Origin of the sequence: Shimia isoporae, from assembly GCF_004346865.1 — a bacterium.
Classification (GTDB): Bacteria; Pseudomonadota; Alphaproteobacteria; order Rhodobacterales; family Rhodobacteraceae; genus Shimia; species Shimia isoporae.
In genome coordinates this window covers 1,563,570-1,585,037 of the sequence record NZ_SMGR01000001.1, presented here as the reverse complement: position 1 = coordinate 1,585,037, position 21,468 = coordinate 1,563,570, and the positions used below count along the sequence as shown (strand labels likewise).

The window sequence follows — 21,468 nt, the reverse complement described above, 5'->3', positions numbered from 1 at the left end:
TGGTAGATGAAGGTTGTTAAGGCAGAGAGTGCTGCAATCGTTTCTGATGTGCGGGTGCGTGAAGGTCAGGCGGTGGCGAAAGGCACGGTACTGATCGTTACCGAATTGATGAAGATGCAACACGAGATCCGCGCCTCCGAAAGCGGCGTCGTGAGAACCGTGCATGTGCAGGCTGGCCAGGAACTCGCTGGGGGAGAACGGCTGATCAGCTATGAACCGAAAGCGGTGGAGACTACTGCGCCATCAAGGAAAGTTGAGGCGCGGACAGATCTGGCAGAGCTAGAAACCCGGATGGCACTTTTGCAAGATTCCGCGCGTCCCGAAGCGGTGGCCAAGCGTAGCAACGCAGGGATGCGAACAGCCCGAAATAATATTGAAGATTTGTTAGATGCAGGCAGCTTTACCGAGTACGGGGCGCTGGCTGTGGCAGCACAGCGCACGCAACGCGGCCTCGCCGAGTTGCAGGCGCGCACTCAGGGTGATGGGATTATCTGCGGTACAGGAACAGTCAACGGTACTGCCGTTGCTGCAATGGCCGTGGACTACACGGTCCTGGCAGGAACGCAAGGTTACAACCACCATCGAAAAATGGACCGGCTGATCGAGGTCGCGGGACGAGACAATCTTCCAATAGTTCTGTTTGCGGAAGGCGGTGGCGGGCGACCAAACGACTATGACGTCGCACATATGATGGTTGCTGGACTGAACGTGACATCGTTCCGCCATTTCGCGGCTCACAAAGGTCCGAAGATAGGGATCGTGACAGGCCTTTGCTTCGCGGGAAATGCGGCGCTCTTTGGCGTTTGCGACGTTCGCATAGCCACGCAAGCCAGTTTCATCGGAATGGGCGGTCCAGCCATGATCGAGGGTGGCGGTCTGGGCGTTGTTGACGCGCGGGACATAGGCCCGTCTGACGTTCAATCCAAAAACGGCGTGATTGACTGCTTGGTTGATGACGAGGCTGCCGCTGTAGTTGCGGCAAAGCAATTGCTTGGGATGTCCGGGCCGGATTTGGAATCCTTGGAAGCTCCCAAAGCGGAACGATTGCGGGATGTTATCCCGACCGACCGAACGCGTGCCTATGACATGCGAGACGCGATTAACAGCCTGGTTGACGAAGCCGGATTTTTAGAGCTCAGGCGCGGTTTCGGCGTTGGGATGGTGACAGGTTTTGCGCGGATCAATGGACGGTCAGTTGGGATTTTGGCGAACAATCCCTTACACTTGGGGGGAGCCATTGATGCGTCGGCGGCCGATAAGGGCGCGCGTTTTTTGCAGCTTTGTGACGCGTGGGGCGTTCCCGTTGTTACATTGTGTGACACTCCCGGATTTATGGTTGGGCCGGAGATCGAAAAGACGGGTCAGGTGGCGCATGTATCGCGCCTGTTCCTCGCAGGAGCGCATTTCACGCAGCCATTGGTGACGATCATTCTAAGAAAGGCTTACGGACTCGGGGCAATGGCCATGGCAGGCGGTGGATTTGACCGACCGCAGTTCTGCTGTGCGTGGCCCACCGGAGAAGTCGGCGCAATGGGCTTGGAAGGCGCGGTTAAGCTGGGGCAAAGGGAACGGCTTGCTGCAATCAGTGATCAGGTAGAACGCGAGAAAGAATACGAGCGGTTGGTCGCGTTGCTTTATGAAAACGGCAAAGCTTTGAATGCGGCCAGTTTGCTGGAGTTCGATGCTGTTATTGATCCGGCGGATAGCCGGGACGCGATTGGCAAGGCATTGTGCGCGGCCGGCCCCTGCGTCCCGTCATTGCGATATGTTGATGCCTGGTAAGGTAAAACTCCGGCTCAAACTTGCTTAGCGGCGGGTTTCCCGTGCGTTCTGAGCCGCCACGACACGTATGGTTCTCACTCCGGAGAGTTGCGCAGACGTCACCACATGGGCGACCGTAACTTCGCGCGACTGTTCCGGGCCGCCGGTGAAGCCGCCTTTGGGATGCACTGCAAGGAAGCTGTAGGTTAGCACGCCGTTGACCGGTTTCCCGTCGTTTTGCGGATCAAGTTTGAGGGAATGGACGCCATGCACGTTCGATACGCCTACTGCTTCGATCAACGCGCCTTCCGTGACGCGCAGGACCTGAACAGATTTCACCTGCGCGATCAATGTACCTGCATAAACGGGAGCGGGTTTTTTGGAGAAGATACCCTTGTTGGTGTTGCTGCTATTGGGAACAAGCGGATTTGCCTCGCCAGCTTCGACAGCATCCTTGACCGCCTGAACTTCGCGGTCGCTGCCAAACCAGTTAAATGGATTCAATCGGGTCTGGCACGCAGTCAAAGTCAACGTGGACAGCAGCAAAACAGTCAGGGCGGTGCGCATCGATTAGGCCTCATTCTTTGATTTCATGGGTTAACCTATCGCAGGCTACTTGAAAAGTGGCTTTGGCAGGGTGGACGTTTCCCGCGGAGCGGCTTAACTCGGTTGGGCAAGAAGGAGACCGGCCTATGGCAACCGAGGCGTTTGAAGAAATCGTTGAGGATTTCGAGTTCATCGAGGACTGGGAAGACCGCTATCGCTATGTGATAGAGCAGGGCAAGGACATGCCCGCGCTGGACGAAGCGTTGCGGGTGCCTGCGACCAAAGTCGACGGCTGCGCCAGCCAGGTTTGGCTTCATCCGAACATCGAAGGTGGAATTTTCTCTTTCGAGGGGGCGTCTGACGCCATGATTGTCAGTGGATTGATTGCCGTTCTGCGCAAGCTCTATAATGGCCTGCCTGTTGCAGATGTACTTCACGTTGATGCCCGCGCTGAAATGGAACGGCTCGGGTTGAACGAACATCTGAGTTCGCAGCGCTCCAACGGACTTCGGGCGATGATCGAACGCATACGTTTGGTGGCGAGCGAAGCGGGCTGAAACGGAGGCCGTTTCAGACAATATCAGCCCATTGCTTTCGAGCGGTAATGATTGAGTACATAGATCCGGATCGCAGTGGCGAGCCCTGCCTCAAAGTCACGAGTTGCATCAATTTCAGCAGCTAACGCGTTGGTTGCAATATTTTTTTCCCGCGCTATTTCCTGAAAAGCACGCCAGAAGTCGTCCTCAAGCGATACGCTGGTCCGGTGTCCGCGCAGCGTCAAAGAGCGTTTGACTGGGCGAGTCATTCGCGTTCCTTGCCATCGAGGTCGCGTTTGTCTTTTTCCGCGCGGGCCTCCTCCAGTGCTTTTTGTGCTTTGGTGCGCCCGAATTTCGCTGCGTTTTCGTCTGCCTGTGCTTTTTGTTCAGCGCGGGCCTTTGCTTTGCGGAATTTGTTGAGGTTAACGACAGTCATGCTGCGAGTTTGGCACAAGGAAAGCTCAAATGAAAAGAGGCGACCCAAAGGTCGCCCCAAGTGTGACGTTCTGTCAGCAAGAGATCAGTCTTTGGGGCCGATCATCTGTTCCGGGCGCACGACCGCATCGAAAGTCGCTTCGTCGACGAAGCCCAATGCGATGGCTTCTTCTTTCAGGGTAGTGCCGTTCTTGTGGGCGGTTTTGGCGACCTTGGTTGCGTTGTCATAACCGATGCTGGGTGCCAGTGCTGTTACCAGCATCAGGCTTTCTTTCATCAGTTTGTCGATCCGTGGCTCGTTTGCTTGAATGCCGTTGAGCATTCGTTCTGTGAAGCTGTCCGCCACGTCGCCTAGCAACTGCATGGATTGCAAAAGGTTGTAGGACATCATCGGGTTGTAAACGTTCAGTTCGAAATGTCCTTGCGAACCGGCAAAGGTCATGGCGGCGTTGTTGCCCATGACGTGCGCGGCAACCTGAGTCATGGCTTCGGCCTGTGTCGGGTTCACCTTGCCTGGCATAATCGAAGACCCGGGTTCGTTCTCAGGCAAGATAAGTTCACCAAGTCCGGAGCGGGGACCGGAGCCGAGGAAGCGAATATCGTTAGCAATTTTGTACATTGCTCCGGCGACGGTGGCGAGGGCACCAGACATGAAGACCATGGCATCGTGTGCGGCCAGAGCTTCAAATTTGTTTGGCGCTGTCACGAATGGCAATCCCGTGATTTCTGCCATGTTGGCCGCCACAGCTTCGCCCCAACCCTTTTGGGTATTAAGACCTGTGCCAACCGCAGTACCACCTTGGGCCAACTCGTAGATGCCTGGCAGCGCAGCTTCAACACGGGCGATGCCTTGGCGGATCTGATGGGCATACCCGCCGAATTCCTGACCCAGCGTGAGAGGGGTTGCATCCTGAGTGTGCGTGCGCCCGATTTTGATGATGTCCTTGAACTCTTCAGACTTTGCTTCAAGGCCTTCTGCCAGCTTGGTCAACCCAGGCAAAAGAACGTCGCGCACTGTCATTGCCGCTGCAATGTGCATTGCGGTCGGAAAGGTATCGTTTGAAGATTGACCCATGTTGCAATGGTCATTCGGGTGCACTGGGTCCTTGGAGCCGATCACGCCGCCGAGGATTTCGATCGCTCGATTCGCGATAACTTCGTTGGAGTTCATGTTGGACTGGGTGCCGGATCCGGTTTGCCAGACAACCAGGGGGAAATTGTCGTCGAACTTCCCTGCGACCACCTCGGAAGCTGCCTGGATAACCGCGTCCGCGATTTTTGGATCCAGCTTTCCTGTCGCTTTGTTCTGCATCGCGCAGGCTTGCTTGATCACCCCAAGGGCGCGGACGATGGCGACCGGCTGTTTCTCCCAACCAATCGGGAAGTTCATGATCGAGCGCTGAGTTTGCGCGCCCCAATACTTGTCGGAAGGAACCTCTAGCGGGCCAAAGCTGTCGGTTTCGGTGCGGGTATCTGCCATCATGACCTCCGGAATAGCGTTCACGCGCTTTCTAGCGTACGGGGCCGGAAGATCAATACTGTATACTATGGGATACCGCTAACACGGACCAAATTCGGGCCGCGAATGGTCGCAGCCCGTGTTCGTTGGGCTTAAGCTGCGCGGGCAACAACTTCACCGCGCTCCACATAAGCCTTGTTTGCGTCGATGAGTTTCCCCAGCAACTTGCGGAATTGCGGCTTCATCATGGGAACCATCAGACGCCCCAATAAGCCGTATTTGGGCACAAACTCCATTTTGAAGTTTAATTCGGTGCGGTTCGGACCGGTTTGGCGCATGTCTATGGTGGCGTAGTTATCCTTGAGCGGAAAAGTTCCGTCAAAGATCTCCACCTTCATTCGCTGATGGGGTTTGTATTCGACAATCCGTTCCTGAATGTAATTCTTACCGTCTGTCAGGGTACACTGACGCTCTGCGCCGAGTCCGGTTGTTTCCGATCCATCCAGCAGAAAAGAACGGCTCAGGTTCGGGTTGAACTTTTCGATATGGGCATAGTCATCCCATGCGCTCCAAACATCCTCGACCGGTGCGTTGATCGTGGTTTGAACTGATACTTCTGGCATATTGATCTCCTCCTGTTGTGACGAAGAGTTAAGTGGTTATATTTCTGTCCGGAACCGTACGTTTTCTGACGCGGTGGATTGAATATGATACAGGAGGTGCGGCTATGGAGTGGTCTGCAATGCCCTATTTTTTGGCGATTGCGAGGGAAGGGAGTTTGCGCGCCGCAGCTTTGTCGTTGGGGGCAACACATGCGACGGTTGACCGTCACGTTAAGGCACTGGAAGCGAGTTATGGGGTGCGCTTGTTTGACAGAACGCGTGGCGGCATGTCGTTGACGCCGGCCGGAGAAAGCCTTTTGCCATTGGCTGAAAATGCGGAAGACGCGATGAATGGGGCAAAGGCGCGGGTACTTGGGTTGGATCAGGAAGCGTACGGAACGGTGAAAGTGTCGGTTCCACCAGTGCTTGGTTTCGATTTGCTTCCAAGGATTTTTCAAGCGTTTTCAGAAGCCTATCCTGATATCAAGCTCGACATTACAGTTACGAACCGGTTTGAGGATCTCAACAGATTGGAAGCTGATGTTTCGATCCGAGTGGCATATGAGGTGACCGATGACGTAGTGGGGCGCAAGGTCGCGCAAACCGCGATCGGGCTGTATTGCAGCCCTTGGTATCTGGAGCACAAGGTCCCGCAGTCGGGCCCGGATGGAGCAGGGCTCGACTGGGTTGCGTGGACAGATTCCGATGACGTTCAAAGGTGGGCTTCGAAGACACCCTATTCAAAGGCAAACGCGCGCCACGTTGCGCGGGAAGTTGTTATGCAGAAAGAAATGATCCGCGCTGGAATGGGGTTTGGATATCTGCCGGTAAGCAGTGTGTTAGGCGATCACGATTTCGTGCAAATGCCGGGAACAAAAGTCGAGTTGAACCGCTGGATCTGGATATTGATGCATGGCGAGCTACGAAAAACCATGCGCGTACGTTTATTTGTCGACTTCATGGCGCAGGAAATCAGGGCGATGCGAAAACTGATCTCGGGGGAAGCACAAAACGCCCTTTGAACAACAAAGAAGTTGTGCGGGTTATTTCCGGAAGCTGTCCAGCGACACAACTTCGGCGTCTTTTCGGGGTTCTTCTTCGACCTCTTCGACGGTAATCTCGTCTTCTACTTCATCAAGCAATTCATCTTCATCGTCTTCGTCATCCTGCGTTTCAAAGCGCAGTCCAAACTCGACCGACGGGTCGACGAATGTTTTGATTGCGTCATAGGGAATGTACAAAGGTTCAGGATTATCGCCAAAGTTCAACGTTACGGCGAAACCTTCGTCCGTAACGCGTAACCCATCATACCAGTGCTGCATCACGACGGTCATTTCGCCCGGATACCGGTCAGACAGCCAAGGCGCGATGTCGACTTCAGGGTGCTGCGTGTCAAAGGTAATAAAGAAGTGGTGGTCGCCCGGCAAACCGTTGGCTTGCACATCCGTCAGCACGTCCTGAATCAACGACCGCATTGCGCGGTGCATGAGGTTTCCATAGTCGATTGTGCGGGACATGGCTCTTCTCTTTGAGTGACTTGCGTTCAGCATAGTAGATTCGGCGCGAAACGAAAGACGACTGGGCGAAAATTAGCTTCTAAAGGAGACCTAATCCCAGACCGGCGGCAGCGCAGATCGCCAAAGTGCTCAAAAGAGAGAGGCGCGCAAAAAATATCAACGCGCAGGCGAGGGCGGTCAACGCGGCTGCGATCCAGTTGGTTGAGGTCACATCTGGCACTTCGCCGACTATGGTCAAAACGGTTTCAGGGAAAAGCAGATTGACCGTGAACCAGAGACCGAGGTTGGCAATCACTCCAACAACGGCTGCGGATATTGCTGTGAGTGCATTGCTTAGCCTTGGAGAGGCAAGAATCCGATCCACATGGGGCGCGCCTGCGAAAATCCAGAGAAAACAGGGCACGAAGGTGCACCACAAAGCGGTCAAACCCGCTGCGAACCCCAACCAGAGACCACCTTGTTGGTATCCTGCGAGTGTCGCGACAAATTGGGTGACCAGAATAAGAGGACCTGGCGTGGTCTCTGCAAGGCCAAGCGCATCCATCATTTGGCCTGTTGTCAGCCAGCCGTAGTCTTGTGATACGGTTTGCACCATATAAGCCAATACAGCGTAAGCGCCCCCGAAGGTGACGACAGCCAGGCGAGAGAAGAAGACAGCGACGTCTTGCAGGAACGGGGCGTCGGCCAGAAACAGAAGCCCAATAGGAACAGCCCATAATGCTCCCCAGATCAATGCGGTGCGCAGCGTGTGACTGCCACTGATTTGCTTGGATTCCGTTGTTGGTTCCGCATTATCTGTTGCGTTTATGATCAGACCCGCAGTCGCGGACAGTGCAATAACTGCGGGAAACGGCAAAATTCCGAAATACAGCGCGGCGAAACTTGCCATGGCGATGATCCGATTGAACCAAGTCGTCAACATTTTGCCGGACAAACGGAGCAAAGCTTGAAGGATTATGGCTACAACCGCCGCTTTGACACCTAGAAAAGCCGCGCTAACCAAGGGTAGATCGCCAAACAGTGCATAAATTGCAACTAGGCCGAAGATCACCGCTGCTCCTGGTAAAACGAACAGGAGGCCTGCGATCAGTCCGCCGAGCGTGCCACGTAATTTCCAGCCGCAAAAGGTCGCAAGTTGCATGGCTTCCGGTCCGGGAAGAAGCATGCAAAACGAAAGCGCTCCCAGAAATTCCTTTTCTTTTAGCCAGGCTTTTTCTTCGACAAGGCTCTGATGCATAAGACTTATTTGCGCGGCTGGTCCGCCGAACGACAAAAGGCCGATGCGTCCGAAGGTTCGGAACAGTTCAGATAGGTTGGTTGCCTGCGTCATGCGACTTGGCTAGAGACGTGGCGTCAAAAAACCAAGTGAATTTTTTTGTCAGGCGATCTTTTGCCCCGTGAGACCCAGCTCTAGCGATTGCGGCGGCAGATACCCCAGTTGTGTGAAGAAAGACAGATAGTCGAACGCATTGTAGGCTTCGACGATCTTGTCCTCTTTGAATCGGCAGAACAGCTGACCATGTGCGGCGAAAGGTTGACCCGTCGTTGGGTTCACTGCGCGCATCGATGTAATAGCCGAGACCCAATTGCCTTCTTCCAGAACCTTATCGACGTGTACTTCAAGGCTTTCGAGTAGCGCTCGACACATCGGCACAAAGACTTTGAAGTCATTGGGACCGATGCCGAAGTCCGGCAAAAGCCCTTCGGCTTCGGTGTCAGGTTCGAAGTATTCGTCAACAGCGTCCAGATCCATGTCAATCCAGACCCTTTGAAACCAGTCTTTGATGATCTGCTTTTTGTCCATTTTCATCCCCAAGTTTCCACCTTAGCGGGTAATCTATGGTGAAAGTGTTATTGAAGTGTTTAACCCGGAACGATCCGATGGTCGGGGATTCCAGACCGGCCAAAGACACCGTTCGATCAATAAATCAAAGGGATCCAGCGTTATCGAAGCTGAAAAAGTAGATACTTCAGAAGGTTAGGTGCAGGTTTCTGTTGCCAGGTACCTGCGAACCCCGCCTGAGGCAGCTAGCGTCAGGGCTTAAAGTTCGGTTTTAGGCACTGCTTACGCAGCGACTGCTACCGGAGCACGATTGTCATTTGCAATTGTACTAGTTTCGCCGATAACGGTGGCAGACAGCCGAGACAAAGCTAACTTCTTTAGACGTCCGTCGATCCTATTTCGTCCCCATGATCCCCAAATGAAGGATGTTTGGTGGAGACGCCGGGTACCGCCCCCGGGTCCGATCCGTTTATTACAAGCGCGTTTATGTCCATAGTCCCCGAAGGAACAGTATTTAGATATGCGGCGCGGGCGCGAGTCGCAAGGGGCGGGTTGTTTGGGAAAAATACCTGTCTGCACAACGTCGGTATTGCGTCGGCAAAACGTCGGTGACGTTTGTGCGTTGAATTGTCCGGGAAACTGGAGCGCATGGTCGTATGTCGTCAAACCAGTGACCAGCCAGATGTGGCGGGCGTTCGGGAGCGAACGGACGCGTCAAGATGTCAGCGTGTTGACAATCGCTCTCAGGGATTGGCGGTGGTCGTATTTTCACCGACCTGCTCGCAATGTTCAGTCGCGTCTGGCGCGTGCTTCCATCGCCTTGCGGCCTAACGTCAACGTGTAGTCGGAAAGTTGGGAGAGGGCGGTGTCGGCCTTTGTACCATCCTGAGCTTCGAGAGCATCCGCGATCTGGGTGTGAAGCGAAATAATTTCGTCTCGATTGCGTTGGGTGAAGGTGATCATATTCATAAGAGGCTGCATGGCTTCGACCGCGCCTGCCAGTTGGTAAGACAGAACGGGGTTTCCGGCGCCGTCCACCAAAGCCCGGTGAAAGGCTACGTCGCTGTCGCAGAAGCGCTCGTCAGACAGGCCAGGCTGAGCCTGTCGATGGATTTCCGCGCGCATCGTCGCCAGATGGTCGGGTGTACGGCGTGTCGCGGACAAAGGGGCGCAGGCGCGCTCCAGCGCAAAGCGGGCCTCGCAGGCCGTTTCAAAATCCACCGCGTTCATCGACAGCAGCAGCGTCGAGGTGGTCACGTGTTGAGACTGCGCTTCGTCATAGCTTAGTCGGCGAACGAAAGCTCCTCCTGTGGCGCCGCGCTGCGTACGGATCAGGTTCTGGGCCGCCAACCGCTTTAGGGCTTCTCGGACGGTGGAACGGGACACATCGAATTGGTCGCAGAGTTCGGTTTCCGAAGGCAGGCGCTCGTCAACGATCATCTGGCCGTTCACAATGGCGTCGCGGATCGCCTTGGCGATTTGAGCAGAAAGATCTGCGGGGCTTTGTGGGTCGATTTTCATTTGTCAGACATTTAGTGTTTGCGGCTGCTTCAATTGTCTGACATTAAAAATGGCAAAGGTCGAGTCGCTAGTGATGGCATCTAAGGGAGGAGATATGACACGTACCGGATTTTTGTCCGTTCGCAGTATTCTGTGGCTGTCGTTCTTCGCGGCTATCCTGATCGCGTGGTGGGTCATGTTTGACATGGCCCGGTCCATGGATGTGGATTTCATTGGTCGCCCGGGCGAGATGGGCAAACGCATGGCGATGATGGATCCTCGCATGCCGATGTACATGCCGATGGCCAATTTTGGCCCGCTTTTTGCGATGTGGGCGATCATGATGGCGGCAATGATGTTGCCCACGATTGTGCCGACCCTGACAAACTATCAAAGGCTGATGGTAAGCGCAGATGGCAGCTGGGGTGGCTGGGTCGGCGTTTTGCTGGGCTACTTTATTGTTTGGGTGGCGTTTGCAGCATTGATCACGGCAGTTCAGCTTGCGCTTTTGTTCGGTGGCGTTGTGGATATGCTTGGTATTGCTAAGAGCCCGTGGGTAGCGGGCGGATTGATGATTGCCGTCGGAGCGTTCCAGTTCACTCGCGCCAAGGAGGTCTGTCACGGCGTGTGTCATAGTCCGATGACCTACTTCCTCGGACATTGGAAAACCGGGTTCGCAGGCGGACTGCGCATGGGGCTTGGCCTTGGCGCATTTTGTGTCGGATGCTGCTGGGGCTTTATGGCTCTGGGTTTTGTGGGCGGCGTTATGAGCCTGTTGTGGATGGGGCTCGCGACGCTCTTTATGGTCTTGGAAAAGTTGCCGCAAATCGGTCACCATGTGACCAAGCCGATGGGCGTGGCATTGATCGTTGGCGGAGGCGTGATCTGCGTCATGCCAAACCTGATTTATGGAGGATAATCATGGCTGTGGAGCGCAAACCTGATGCGGACAAGCTGCCGGTGTCGCAACGGATCGACAACCGGATGACGAACCCAAAGCGTCGCAAGATGACGCCAACGGAATGGGCGATCAAAGGCGAATTGATCCTGAACTGCTCTTGCACAGTGTTTTGTCCCTGCGTTGTGTCGTTGGGTCAGCACCCGCCGACAGAGGGAGATTGTAAGGCCTGGATGGCGATTGCCATTGATGAGGGTCATTACGAAGGTGAGGACCTGTCCGGGCTCAACGTCGGCCTGATGGTGTACATCCCCGGCAAGATGGCGGAAGGCGACTGGCGCGTGGCAGCCTATGTGGATGATCGTGCGAGCGGTAAGGCCTATCAGGGTCTGCTCGAAATCTTCTCGGGCAAGGCGGGCGGCACGACAGGCCTGTTCACAATGCTGGTCAGCGACATTTTCTCGGCAGAGCGTGAGAAGGTGGAGATCGTGCGCGACGGCAAGAAGCGCGGGCTCTATGTCGGGCGCAAGATTCAGGGTGAGGTCGAAATGCTGGACGGTGCCAGTCCCGACCACCCGGTTATGATTTCCAACTCCAAGTACTGGATGGGGCCGGACATTATTGCAGCGGTTGGTACCAAGTCCAAAGTTCGTGACTTCGGCCGCGTCTGGGACTTTGGCGGCAAGTCCGCGGAGATATGCCCGATCGACTGGAAAGGTCCTCGGTAATGACTGTGACGCCTGCATATTGCCAGATGATGGCCCGCTATAACGCGTGGCAGAACGGGCAGGTGCGGGCGGCGTGTGAAAAGCTGACCGAGGCGGAATTACGGGCTGATCGCGGCGCGTTTTTTGGCTCGGTCATGGCAACACTCAATCATATCCTTTGGGGCGATTTCCTGTGGATGAGCCGGCTTGACGGTGGCGAGGGGCCATCGGTTCCGGCCAAAGAGCACATCGATATATGCCCGACATTCGCGGTTTGGTCGCAAGAAAGACTGCGCATGGATCAGCGGATCGGGCAATGGGCGGATCGGGTGAGCGAAGACACTTTGAGCGGCGATTTGCACTGGCACGCGGTGATGCTGGACAGGGAGATGTCCAAACCGCTGGCGGACTGTGTCGTCGGATTGTTTAACCACCAAACCCACCATCGCGGACAGATTCACGCGATGCTGACCAGCCTGGATCGTGATCCGGGAGCAACTGATCTCGTTTTGATGCCGGAGGGTTCGTCATGGCACTGATTTCCCCATCGCGTCGGCTGCGTCGAACGCCGTTTTCGGAAGGCGTGGAGGCAGCAGGCGTAAAGGCTTACACAGTCTACAACCGTATGCTTTTGCCCACAGTATTCCGCTCGGTTGAAGAAGACTACCGGCATCTAAAGTCGGCGGTTCAGGTGTGGGATGTGGCCGTAGAGCGGCAGGTTGAGTTGCGCGGTCCGGACGCTGGCCGCTTGATGCAAATGCTCACACCGCGGGATTTGCGCTCAATGCTGCCCGGGCAGTGTTTTTATGTGCCGATCGTGGACGAAACGGGCGGGATGCTGAATGATCCCGTGGCCGTGAAGCTGGCCGAGGACAGATGGTGGATTTCCATTGCTGACAGCGATTTGCTGTTTTGGGTCAAGGGTATTGCCTATGGTTACCGGCTTGATGTGTTGGTGGATGAGCCGGATGTGAGCCCTCTGGCGGTGCAGGGGCCGCTTGCCGATGAGTTGATGGCGCGGGTGTTTGGAGACAAGGTCCGTGATGTTAAGTTTTTCCGCTTTGGCTGGTTCGAGTTTCAGGGACGTAGCCTTGTCGTGGCGCGTTCCGGGTACTCCAAGCAGGGAGGGTTCGAAATCTACGTTGAAGGCGGCGACATCGGCATGCCGCTTTGGAACGCCTTGATGGAAGCCGGAAAGGATCTTGATGTGCGTGCGGGCTGTCCCAATTTGATCGAACGGATCGAAGGCGGATTGCTCAGCTATGGCAATGACATGACCGATGACAACACGCCGCACGAATGTGGATTGGGTCGGTTTTGCAACACGAATACGGCCATTGGCTGTGTCGGGCGGGATGCCCTGCTGCGCGTGGCGCAAGAGGGGCCCGTGCGACAGATTAGGCCGGTGGAAATTCATGGGGCCCCAGTGGCGGCTTGTGACCGATTGTGGCCGGTGATGGATGGAGAGCACCACGTCGGCAACATAAGCAGCGCGGCATTTTCCCCCGATTTCAATACGAATGTTTCGATTGGGATGATCCGCATGACGCATTGGGATGTGGGAACCGAGTTGGATGTTCTGACTCCGGATGGGGTGCGGCCTGCCACCGTTTACGAGGCCTTCTGGGCATAGCGAAATATTCCGGCGCGAAAGCGCCGCTAGATAGGAGAATGACAAAGTGTTCAATGCATTGGTGATGGACCAGAACGAAGAGGGTCTGGCGAGCGCTTCGATCAAGGAGCTTTCGGTGGCGGATTTGCCTGACGCCGAAGTGACCGTTGCGGTCGAATATTCTACAGTGAACTACAAGGACGGATTGTGCCTGTCTGCCAAAGGCGGTGGACTGGTGCGGAAGTATCCGCATGTGCCGGGCATTGATTTCGCGGGCACTGTCGAGGAAAGCAGCGATGACCGCTACAAGCCGGGCGATAAGGTTGTTCTGACCGGCTGGCGTGTGGGTGAGGCGCATTGGGGCGGCTATTCCCAAAAAGCGCGTGTCAAAGCGGATTGGCTTGTGCCTCTGCCGGAAGGGATCTCCGCTCAGCAGGCCATGGCGGTTGGCACCGCGGGTTTCACGTCGATGTTGTCTGTTATGGCGCTGGAAGATCATGGTCTGACACCCGGCAATGGTCCCGTTCTGGTGACGGGTGCAGCAGGCGGTGTGGGGTCGGTCGCCGTCGCGATCCTGGCCAATCTCGGTTACGAGGTGGCTGGTGTCACAGGGCGTCCGGAAAGCGGCGATTATCTGAAGTCTTTGGGCGCAACGCAGATTGTGGCGCGGGAAGACCTGAACGAAACCGTGAAACGCCCTCTTGAAAGCGAGACATGGTCCGGCTGTGTCGATGCCGTGGGTGGCGAGATGCTGGCGCGGGTTCTGGGGCAGATGAAGTATGGCGCGTCTGTTGCGGCCGTCGGTCTGGCCGGTGGAGCGGCGCTGCCGGCAACCGTTATCCCGTTCCTGCTGCGTGGTGTGAACCTTCTGGGCATCGACTCGGTCATGCAGCCATACGAAAACCGTTTGCGTGCATGGGAACGGATTGCGCGTGACCTGCCGATGGACAAGCTGGAAGCGATGGTGAAGCCCGCAACCCTAACCGATCTGCCCGGTTTGGGCGCGGATATTCTGAAGGGTCAGGTTCAGGGTCGCGTTGTGGTTGACGTCAACGCATAAGCAAGCAACAAATCTCGACAACGGCGGGTGAGGAAACTTGCCCGCCTTTTGTATTGCTGACGGAGACCGCGCGCCATGTCTTATGAAAACGACAACATTTTCGCGAAAATCCTGCGCGGGGAAATCCCGTCGGAGAAACTGTATGAGGATGAAAACACTTTTGTTTTCATGGACATCATGCCGCGTGCAGACGGGCATTGTCTGGTGATCCCGAAGACGCCCTGCCGTAACATGTTGGACGCAAGCCCTGAGCAATTGTCTGCCTGTTTGTTGACGGTGCAAAAAATGGGACACGCGGTGATGCAGGCCTTTGGCGCTGAAGGCGTGACGGTGCAACAATTTAACGAGGCTGCGGGCGGGCAGGAGGTGTTTCACCTGCACTACCATGTTCTGCCACGCCATGCCGGTGTGAAACTGCGCCCACCGGGCACAATGGCGGATTTTGACGTGCTTAAAGAGCAAGCCGACAAGATCCGCGCGGTATTGGATTAAACACTCTGTCGGTGGCCTTCCATCGCGAGAGGCCACCGATATCAACCAGCCTCAGTATTTGTCGCAGTCTCCCGGGCGTGACTGGCCGACAACATCCGCAACGATATCCACGATTTTTTTGTTGTTCCAACACACATGGCGCAGGCTAAATGCAACCGTGCTTCCGTCTGACAGGCTGAACGACGAAGACCTTGAACCTTCACCGGTGACAGTACCAACAACCGAAATTTCATCGGTTGGCTCGACCTCCAAATTGACGCTTCCATCGAACTCGATGTCCATAGAGTCAGTGTATCCGGTGACATAAAGTACGGAAGAAATGACCCGGAAGTCTTTGTTAAAAATAGCACTTCCGTCAGGTTGTGTCGCCGCGAAGTCGTTGAGTTCATTAATTACAGCTGGCCAGTCTTTCACTTCAACAAACAAGCCTTTGTAAGACTTGTTCGTGTCAATTGATGCTTCGGCTTCCACACCAACTTCGGCAACATCGCCGGCGGCAAGGGATACGTTGACGTTTCCGGAGGCCAGCAAGCTGCCGTCGATCTCGAATTCTGTGGCCGGTCGGGTTCCGCCAGCCGATGTGTAGGCATAATGCGCAAATCCGTTTTTGGTGAAGAAACCTAGTAGTCCTTTTCCCGTGATTCTTCCGGTTTGCCCCGGAGCGGCGACGGCTTGTGCTCCTTTGGTCAAAAACTTCGTTCCGTTGTAAACGAAATACTTGCCGTCGGAGCCGACGTCGGACGCCGAGGCGTTGGAAGCCACCAGACAAAGTGCGAGCGAAATTGGACGGAACATTAAGGTCTCCCTGCGAAAGTGAATTGAAAATAAATTGCTTGCACCGAATGAAACTCGTTATGCAACGACTTGATGCGGTTTGGCCCCGCCGGTCAAGAGGCGGCTATGTGCTTGACGGCAATGTGGAATGCTTTTCTTACTAGCTGGAAAATAAACATGCCGGTCTAAGCGCAGCTTGGGCCGGAACCAACGGAGTGCGAGATGTTGGACGTTGAATTTGTAAGGGCGCAGTTCCCGGCGTTTGATGAGCAAAGTTTGCAAGGGCAGGCATTCTTCGAGAATGCCGGTGGTAGCTACACCTGCGGACAAGTGATCGATCGGCTTACGCGTTTTTATCGGGAACGCAAAGTTCAGCCCTATGCGCCATACCGCGCCAGCGAATTGGGCGGAGCGGAGATGGATGAAGCGCGGGCGCGTCTGGCGGCCCTGATGGGTGTTGCCGCGCAAGAAGTGTCCTTTGGCCCATCCACGACGCAAAACACATATGTTCTGGCCCAAGCTTTCCGACAGTGGATGGATCCCGGTGATGCGATTGTGGTCACTAATCAAGATCACGAAGCCAATTCCGGCCCGTGGAGACGCCTAGCTGACGCGGGAATTGACGTACGTGAGTGGGAAATCGATCCGGAGACTGGAGCTCTAGATCCCGAAAAGCTGAATGAGTTGCTGGATGATCGCGTGCGGTTGGTGTGTTTCCCACATTGTTCCAACGTTGTTGGCGAGATCAATCCTGTGGCGAGGATCACGGCGCTCGCGCATGCTGCGGGGGCATTTGTATGCGTTGACGGGGTCAGCTACGCGCCGCACGGTTTGCCGGACGTAGGGGCGCTTGGTGCCGACATTTATCTGTTTTCCAGTTACAAAACCTATGGGCCGCATCAGGGCATAATGGTGATGCGTGAGAGCCTCGGGTGGTTGCTTCCCAATCAAGGGCACCATTTCAACGGCGACACGCTTTACAAGCGATTCACGCCTGCGGGACCGGATCACGCGCAAGTCGCCGCCTGTGCCGGAATGGTGGATTATTTCGAAGCGTTGGCCGCACATCACGGTGTCATCGGTGAGACTCCTGCAGCCACAGGCGCGGCTGTGCACGATTTAATGCGTGACCATGAGGCGGCATTGTTGCAGCCGGTTCTGGACTACGCTGCAAGCAAAAATTCAGTCCGCTTGATTGGTCCCTCGCGTGCCTCTGAGCGGGCGCCAACGGTGGCTTTGGCCGCCAATGTTCACGGTGGCGCATTGGCGGCGCAGCTGGCTGATCACGGTATTATGGCCGGCGGCGGGGATTTTTATGCGGGCAGGGCGCTGGAAGCTTGTGGTGTGGACATGGAGAAGGGCGTTTTGCGACTGAGTTTCGTGCATTACACGTCAAAAGCGGAGATCGACAAGCTTTTGCAATCTTTGGACGCTGTATTGTGATCCACTGCTAAAATCCTCCCGTAAGTCTTTGAAATACGAGAGGACCATGAGTATTTCACCGATTTCCATCTATTGGGTCAGGCGTGATTTCCGCCTGACCGACAATGCGGCTTTGACCGCCGCGATACGTCGTGGTTCGGTTTTGCCGGTATTCATCTGCGACCCTCAGGTTGAGTCATTGGGCGCCGCACCTAAATTCCGGTTGGATTTGGCGTTGGCGGCGTTTGAAGACCGTTTGGGGGCGATGGGAAGCAAGCTGGTGATGCGGCGTGGCAAGGCACTCGATGTTCTGCAGGACCTTGCGCGCGAGTCCGGCGCAACGGCTGTGTATTGGAACCGTTTGTATGATCCGTCCTCAGTGGCGCGTGATACAGACATAAAAGCGAGCCTGAAAGCCGATGGGTTGGAGGTCGAGAGCTTTACCGGTGCGCTGATGTTTGAGCCGTGGACGGTGAAGACCAAAACCGACGGGCCATATCGCGTTTACACACCCTTTTGGAAGGCGGTGCGCGAGGTCGGCGTTCCGGCACCGCTGAAGGCACCGGACCAAATCCCCGCGCCCGAGACTTGGCCTCATGGAGAGGCACGGGAAAACTGGAAGCTTTCGGCGGAAATGCGGCGGGGCGCGGATGTTGTCCGCCAATACGTTCGAGTTGGAGAGCCTGCGGCCCAAGCTCGGTTGGCAGAATTCTGTGAAGACCTGATCGCAGCCTACAAAGCAAAACGGGACTATCTTGATGCTGAGGTCACGTCCGAATTGTCTGACGCCTTGAGCCTTGGAGAGATCAGTCCTGCACAGTGTTGGCACGCGGGGCGCCGACGGATGCAGGAAGGCGCTGCTGGCGCGGAACACTTCCTGAAAGAGGTGGTCTGGCGAGAATTCGCCTGGCATCTGATGTGGCACTATCCCGAGATTGAAACCAAGAATTGGCGGCCCGAGTGGGACGGGTTCAGCTGGATAGACGACGAGGACCATCCGCATTTCCTGCGCTGGTGTCAGGGTCGGACGGGACAGCCACTGGTCGATGCAGCGATGCGTGAACTGTATGTCACCGGCAAAATGCACAACCGGGCGCGGATGATCACCGCAAGTTATCTGACCAAACATCTGGGCATTCATTGGCGGCTCGGAATGCGCTGGTTTGAAGACTGTCTGGTAGACTGGGATCCGGCATCAAATGCCATGGGATGGCAATGGGTGGCTGGTTCCGGCCCGGATGCGGCGCCGTATTTTCGCATTTACAACCCGCAAACCCAGTCGGACAAATTTGATCCCGAAGCGCGGTATCTGACCCGCTGGCTGCCCGACGAGATGTCGTGCGCAAGTGAATCTGCGATCCAGTTTTTTGACGCAATTCCAGTGTCTTGGGGTTTGAAGTTGACTGACAAATCGGTCGAGCCTTTGGTGGACCTCGCAGAAGGGCGCGCGCGGGCGCTTGCGGCCTACGAAACCTTCAAAACCCAATAATTTCTTGCCCTAGGCGGTTTTGACCGCCTAGCCTTAACAACAACCACAACGATGGGGAGATGTGGATGGTCCTGACGACGACGCAAAATGAACAAGACCTGCCGAGGTATTTTCCTGCGGTTTTTCAAATCGCAAAGAAGGTGAACGAGGGGCGGATTGATTTTGTCATGTCGGACGGGCGCGTGTTTCGCGCTCAGGGGGGCAAGCCCGGACCGGTTTGTGAGATGCACGTCCACAACGGTGAGACCTTTGCCCGTTTGATGCGCGAAGGCGAGTTGGGTTTTTGTGAAGCCTACCTGGATGGATGGTGGAGCACGCCTGATCTTCAGGCGTTCTGTGATTTTCTGAGGTCGGACAACGACGACGTTTATGACGGGTTCCCTGGCATGGCGTTTGTGAGATTCTACGAGCGGATGCGCCACTGGATGAATCGGAACTCCCGAAAGCAGGCGCGGAAGAACATCTCCTATCACTATGATCTCGGAAACGAATTTTACGGTCTGTGGCTTGACGATACGATGACATACTCTTCGGCCATCTTTGAAACCGGCCAAGAAAGTATGGAGGCAGCTCAAACCGCAAAGTATGCCTCCATGGTGGATCAGATGGGGGTTAAACCCGGTGATCATGTTCTAGAGATCGGATGTGGTTGGGGCGGCTTCGCGGAATACGCTGCGAAGGAGCGCGGGTTGCGTGTCACGGGGCTGACGATCTCTGAAGAACAGCTTAAGTATGCGCAGGAACGTATTGAAAAGGCTGGATTGTCCGACTTGGTTGAGTTCAAGCTTCAGGACTATCGAGACGAAACGGCAACCTACGACGGGATTGCAAGTATCGAGATGTTCGAAGCGGTCGGAGAAAAGTACTGGCCAGTGTACTTCGAAACGGTACGGGAGCGTTTGAAGCCCGGAAAGAACGCGACACTTCAGATCATCACCATCGCCAACAAGCGGTTTGAGGGCTATCGGAAAGAAGTTGATTTTATACAGAAATACATCTTCCCCGGTGGCATGTTGCCAAGCCCGGAAGTCTTGCGGCGCGAGGTTGAAAAAGCCGGAATGCTGGTGGAGCGGAGCGTTGAATTTGGCGAGAGCTACAGCCAGACGCTGCGCCGTTGGTTCGATACATTCAACGCCAAGTGGGACCAGATCCAGCCGCTGGGATTTGATGTCAGGTTTCGCAGGATGTGGAATTTTTATCTCACCTCTTGTGCTGCGGCGTTTCACAGTGGAAGCTGCGACGTGACTCAAATCACGATCTCAAGACCCAACTGATGCCCACTGCAAACAATCTGGTCGCCGCCATCTGTCTCGCCTTTCTCGGCGCGATTGTGGCTGAACTTGTCAAACCACAACTGCCCGAGGGATTTGATCCCGGGTATATGACATTGGTTTCCGCAGGCGTCGGGATGTTTGTCGGATGGAAGATTGTCGGGCCAAAGGCCGTGCGGGCAGGGCCGGTAAACAACGGGATCACCGGTGTGATCATTCTCGTGGTTGTCGGGCTTTTGGTGTTTGGCGGCTACGAGATGCTGCAACGTGCAATGAAGCGCTATTACACCGAACCTGTTGAAGCGTTGGAGCAAATCGTTGCGATCGGGCTGGAGTACGGGCTTTATCTTGCGCATCCCGTTGTGCTTGTTGTTTTGGCTGTTGGCGGCCTGATCTCCGGTTTTCTGATCGATTACGCCTACCGTCGCTGGGGATGAGGCATGGCTGATCTGTTTGTGTATGGCACGTTGAGACACGTGCCGCTTTTGGCAGCTGTACTTGATCGTCCTGCGGACAAGATTGATATGGTGATCGGCACTTTGCCCGGACACCGTGTCAACGGGGTTGTTGGTGAGGACTTTCCCATCCTGTCTGTTGGTGAAGGTACTGCCGAAGGTCTGCTGCTTCGGAACCTGAGCCAAACGGACGTCGACCGACTAGATTTCTATGAAGGCGGGTATGATTACGCACTAAAGCCGGTGGATGTTGTTGTGGGCGGCGCTGTGACATCCGCGCAGGTATATTTCAGCGAAAGTGCTGTCTGGCAGCCGGAGGGCGATTGGTCTCTAAAAGACTGGAGCGAGCGGCATGGATCATTTACGGTCCATAAGGCTATGGAAGAAATGAGTTATTTCGGTAGCAGATCGCGACGTGAAGTTGACCGGATGTTGCCGACGATCAAGGCCAGAGCCAGTGCTAAAGTTTTGGCCGAGAGTGGGCCAATTCGTCATAATCCCAGCGGATTTGATGTGACGGACATCGAGATCCACCGGCTGGAACGACCCTATGCCAACTTTTTTGCAATTGAAGAAGTAGATGTCAGTTTCCGTCGATATGACGGCAGCATGTCCCAACCTGTCAATCGCGCCGTGTTCATGGGCACGGATGCGGCACTTGTCCTGCCTTACGATCCTGTCAGGGACAAGGTTTTGCTGGTTGAGCAATTCAGGTTGGGACCAACCGCACGCGGGGACAGAAAGGTCTGGCAACTAGAGCCCATTGCAGGCCGTGTTGACGGTGGAGAAACGCCAGAGGCCACCGCGCATCGGGAGGCCCAGGAGGAAGCCGGACTTACATTGCAGCGTCTCGAGGAAGTGGGAAGTTCTTATGCGTCTCCGGGAGGTTGTACGGAATACTTCCACCTTTACGTCGGCATCACAAATTTGCCTGACGACGTTATTGGGGTGTCTGGTCTGGAAGATGAGGCGGAGGACATTCGGTCTTACCTTTACAGCTATGACGCACTGATGGAACTCGTGGACAGGCGGGAATTGGACAACGCACCTCTCATCCTTATGGCATTATGGTTGTCACGACATCGGGAGCGGCTGCGCGCTGGTGCTTGAGTTTGTCAACGCGCGGTCCTACACAGAAGAGCGAACAAA

At 55.4% G+C, this 21,468-nt stretch carries 24 protein-coding genes and 1 other RNA gene; 14 read left to right on the top strand and 11 right to left on the bottom strand.

Going from position 1 to position 21,468, the window contains the following annotated elements; translation table 11 throughout:
- Window positions 1–6 precede the first annotated feature (6 nt).
- Entirely contained in the window at window positions 7–1,782 is a 1,776-nt protein-coding gene (locus tag BXY66_RS07785; RefSeq protein WP_132859573.1) for a carboxyl transferase domain-containing protein, read from the top strand.
- A gap of 24 nt (window positions 1,783–1,806) precedes the next feature.
- Here BXY66_RS07785 and BXY66_RS07780 read toward each other — a convergent pair whose 3' ends face one another.
- On the bottom strand, window positions 1,807–2,328 hold the full coding sequence (locus BXY66_RS07780; RefSeq protein WP_132859572.1) for a hypothetical protein: 522 nt from the start codon (window positions 2,326–2,328) through the stop codon (window positions 1,807–1,809).
- A gap of 125 nt (window positions 2,329–2,453) precedes the next feature.
- Here BXY66_RS07780 and BXY66_RS07775 point away from each other — a divergent pair, with 125 nt between their 5' ends.
- The gene (locus tag BXY66_RS07775) at window positions 2,454–2,864 is read left to right on the top strand and encodes a SufE family protein (RefSeq protein ID WP_132859571.1); all 411 of its coding nucleotides are present in this window, start codon (window positions 2,454–2,456) and stop codon (window positions 2,862–2,864) included.
- A 23-nt stretch (window positions 2,865–2,887) separates the two neighbouring features.
- Here the strand turns inward: BXY66_RS07775 and BXY66_RS07770 are convergent, their stop codons facing one another.
- The 4 genes from BXY66_RS07770 to BXY66_RS07755 all read right to left on the bottom strand — a co-directional run bounded on the left by BXY66_RS07770 (window position 2,888) and on the right by BXY66_RS07755 (window position 5,360).
- Entirely contained in the window at window positions 2,888–3,112 is a 225-nt protein-coding gene (locus tag BXY66_RS07770; RefSeq protein WP_132859570.1) for a ribbon-helix-helix domain-containing protein, read from the bottom strand.
- Window positions 3,109–3,279 carry a DUF4169 family protein gene (locus BXY66_RS07765; protein WP_132859569.1) on the bottom strand — a complete coding sequence of 57 codons (171 nt, stop codon included), beginning with the start codon at window positions 3,277–3,279 and terminating at the stop codon, window positions 3,109–3,111. Before BXY66_RS07765 ends, BXY66_RS07770 begins: the two co-directional genes overlap by 4 nt.
- A gap of 84 nt (window positions 3,280–3,363) precedes the next feature.
- A complete protein-coding gene (gene fumC, locus BXY66_RS07760) occupies window positions 3,364–4,758 on the bottom strand; it encodes a class II fumarate hydratase (protein WP_132859568.1) in 1,395 nt (464 codons plus the stop codon).
- A gap of 131 nt (window positions 4,759–4,889) precedes the next feature.
- Window positions 4,890–5,360, bottom strand: a complete 471-nt coding sequence (locus tag BXY66_RS07755) for an SRPBCC family protein (RefSeq protein WP_132859567.1) — start codon at window positions 5,358–5,360, stop codon at window positions 4,890–4,892.
- A 104-nt stretch (window positions 5,361–5,464) separates the two neighbouring features.
- Here BXY66_RS07755 and BXY66_RS07750 point away from each other — a divergent pair, with 104 nt between their 5' ends.
- The gene (locus tag BXY66_RS07750; protein ID WP_132859566.1) at window positions 5,465–6,361 is read left to right on the top strand and encodes a LysR family transcriptional regulator; all 897 of its coding nucleotides are present in this window, start codon (window positions 5,465–5,467) and stop codon (window positions 6,359–6,361) included.
- 21 nt (window positions 6,362–6,382) lie between these two features.
- On the opposite strand, the gene BXY66_RS07745 is transcribed toward BXY66_RS07750, so the two are convergent.
- From BXY66_RS07745 to BXY66_RS07725, 5 genes are all read right to left on the bottom strand, one after another.
- Window positions 6,383–6,856, bottom strand: coding sequence for an SspB family protein (locus tag BXY66_RS07745; RefSeq protein ID WP_132859565.1), 474 nt, complete (start codon window positions 6,854–6,856; stop codon window positions 6,383–6,385).
- Window positions 6,857–6,935: 79 nt separating this feature from the next.
- A complete protein-coding gene (gene chrA / locus BXY66_RS07740; protein ID WP_132859564.1) occupies window positions 6,936–8,186 on the bottom strand; it encodes a chromate efflux transporter in 1,251 nt (416 codons plus the stop codon).
- A 48-nt stretch (window positions 8,187–8,234) separates the two neighbouring features.
- On the bottom strand, window positions 8,235–8,666 hold the full coding sequence (locus BXY66_RS07735) for an ester cyclase (protein WP_132859563.1): 432 nt from the start codon (window positions 8,664–8,666) through the stop codon (window positions 8,235–8,237).
- A 171-nt stretch (window positions 8,667–8,837) separates the two neighbouring features.
- Window positions 8,838–9,187: a transfer-messenger RNA gene (gene ssrA, locus BXY66_RS07730) on the bottom strand.
- Between the two features lie 241 nt (window positions 9,188–9,428).
- Entirely contained in the window at window positions 9,429–10,160 is a 732-nt protein-coding gene (locus BXY66_RS07725) for a FadR/GntR family transcriptional regulator (protein ID WP_132859562.1), read from the bottom strand.
- A 94-nt stretch (window positions 10,161–10,254) separates the two neighbouring features.
- Between BXY66_RS07725 and BXY66_RS07720 the strand changes: the two genes are divergently transcribed.
- The 6 genes from BXY66_RS07720 (at window position 10,255) to BXY66_RS07695 (ending at window position 14,908) form a co-directional block, all read left to right on the top strand.
- Complete coding sequence (locus tag BXY66_RS07720; RefSeq protein WP_132859561.1) at window positions 10,255–11,058, top strand: DUF2182 domain-containing protein; 804 nt, start codon at window positions 10,255–10,257, stop codon at window positions 11,056–11,058.
- Between the two features lie 2 nt (window positions 11,059–11,060).
- Complete coding sequence (locus tag BXY66_RS07715) at window positions 11,061–11,765, top strand: DUF1326 domain-containing protein (RefSeq protein WP_132859560.1); 705 nt, start codon at window positions 11,061–11,063, stop codon at window positions 11,763–11,765.
- Window positions 11,765–12,283 carry a DinB family protein gene (locus tag BXY66_RS07710; protein ID WP_243694321.1) on the top strand — a complete coding sequence of 173 codons (519 nt, stop codon included), beginning with the start codon at window positions 11,765–11,767 and terminating at the stop codon, window positions 12,281–12,283. The genes BXY66_RS07715 and BXY66_RS07710 overlap by 1 nt, the downstream gene beginning before the upstream one ends.
- Window positions 12,274–13,377 carry a dimethylsulfoniopropionate demethylase gene (locus BXY66_RS07705; RefSeq protein WP_132859559.1) on the top strand — a complete coding sequence of 368 codons (1,104 nt, stop codon included), beginning with the start codon at window positions 12,274–12,276 and terminating at the stop codon, window positions 13,375–13,377. The genes BXY66_RS07710 and BXY66_RS07705 overlap by 10 nt, the downstream gene beginning before the upstream one ends.
- A gap of 46 nt (window positions 13,378–13,423) precedes the next feature.
- Entirely contained in the window at window positions 13,424–14,416 is a 993-nt protein-coding gene (gene acuI, locus BXY66_RS07700; RefSeq protein WP_132859558.1) for an acryloyl-CoA reductase, read from the top strand.
- A 75-nt stretch (window positions 14,417–14,491) separates the two neighbouring features.
- Window positions 14,492–14,908 (top strand): HIT family protein, encoded by a 417-nt coding sequence (locus BXY66_RS07695; RefSeq protein WP_132859557.1) that lies wholly within the window; start codon window positions 14,492–14,494, stop codon window positions 14,906–14,908.
- Between the two features lie 51 nt (window positions 14,909–14,959).
- On the opposite strand, the gene BXY66_RS07690 is transcribed toward BXY66_RS07695, so the two are convergent.
- On the bottom strand, window positions 14,960–15,703 hold the full coding sequence (locus BXY66_RS07690; RefSeq protein WP_132859556.1) for a hypothetical protein: 744 nt from the start codon (window positions 15,701–15,703) through the stop codon (window positions 14,960–14,962).
- Between the two features lie 201 nt (window positions 15,704–15,904).
- Between BXY66_RS07690 and BXY66_RS07685 the strand changes: the two genes are divergently transcribed.
- The 5 genes from BXY66_RS07685 to BXY66_RS07665 all read left to right on the top strand — a co-directional run bounded on the left by BXY66_RS07685 (window position 15,905) and on the right by BXY66_RS07665 (window position 21,429).
- Window positions 15,905–17,125 (top strand): aminotransferase class V-fold PLP-dependent enzyme, encoded by a 1,221-nt coding sequence (locus BXY66_RS07685; protein WP_132859555.1) that lies wholly within the window; start codon window positions 15,905–15,907, stop codon window positions 17,123–17,125.
- Between the two features lie 46 nt (window positions 17,126–17,171).
- Window positions 17,172–18,593: a cryptochrome/photolyase family protein gene (locus BXY66_RS07680; protein WP_132859554.1), complete on the top strand. Its 1,422-nt coding sequence runs from the start codon at window positions 17,172–17,174 to the stop codon at window positions 18,591–18,593.
- Between the two features lie 65 nt (window positions 18,594–18,658).
- The gene (locus BXY66_RS07675) at window positions 18,659–19,867 is read left to right on the top strand and encodes an SAM-dependent methyltransferase (RefSeq protein WP_132859553.1); all 1,209 of its coding nucleotides are present in this window, start codon (window positions 18,659–18,661) and stop codon (window positions 19,865–19,867) included.
- A complete protein-coding gene (locus BXY66_RS07670; protein ID WP_132859552.1) occupies window positions 19,867–20,301 on the top strand; it encodes a TrgA family protein in 435 nt (144 codons plus the stop codon). Before BXY66_RS07675 ends, BXY66_RS07670 begins: the two co-directional genes overlap by 1 nt.
- A gap of 3 nt (window positions 20,302–20,304) precedes the next feature.
- The gene (locus tag BXY66_RS07665; RefSeq protein ID WP_132859551.1) at window positions 20,305–21,429 is read left to right on the top strand and encodes an NUDIX domain-containing protein; all 1,125 of its coding nucleotides are present in this window, start codon (window positions 20,305–20,307) and stop codon (window positions 21,427–21,429) included.
- Window positions 21,430–21,468 lie beyond the last annotated feature (39 nt).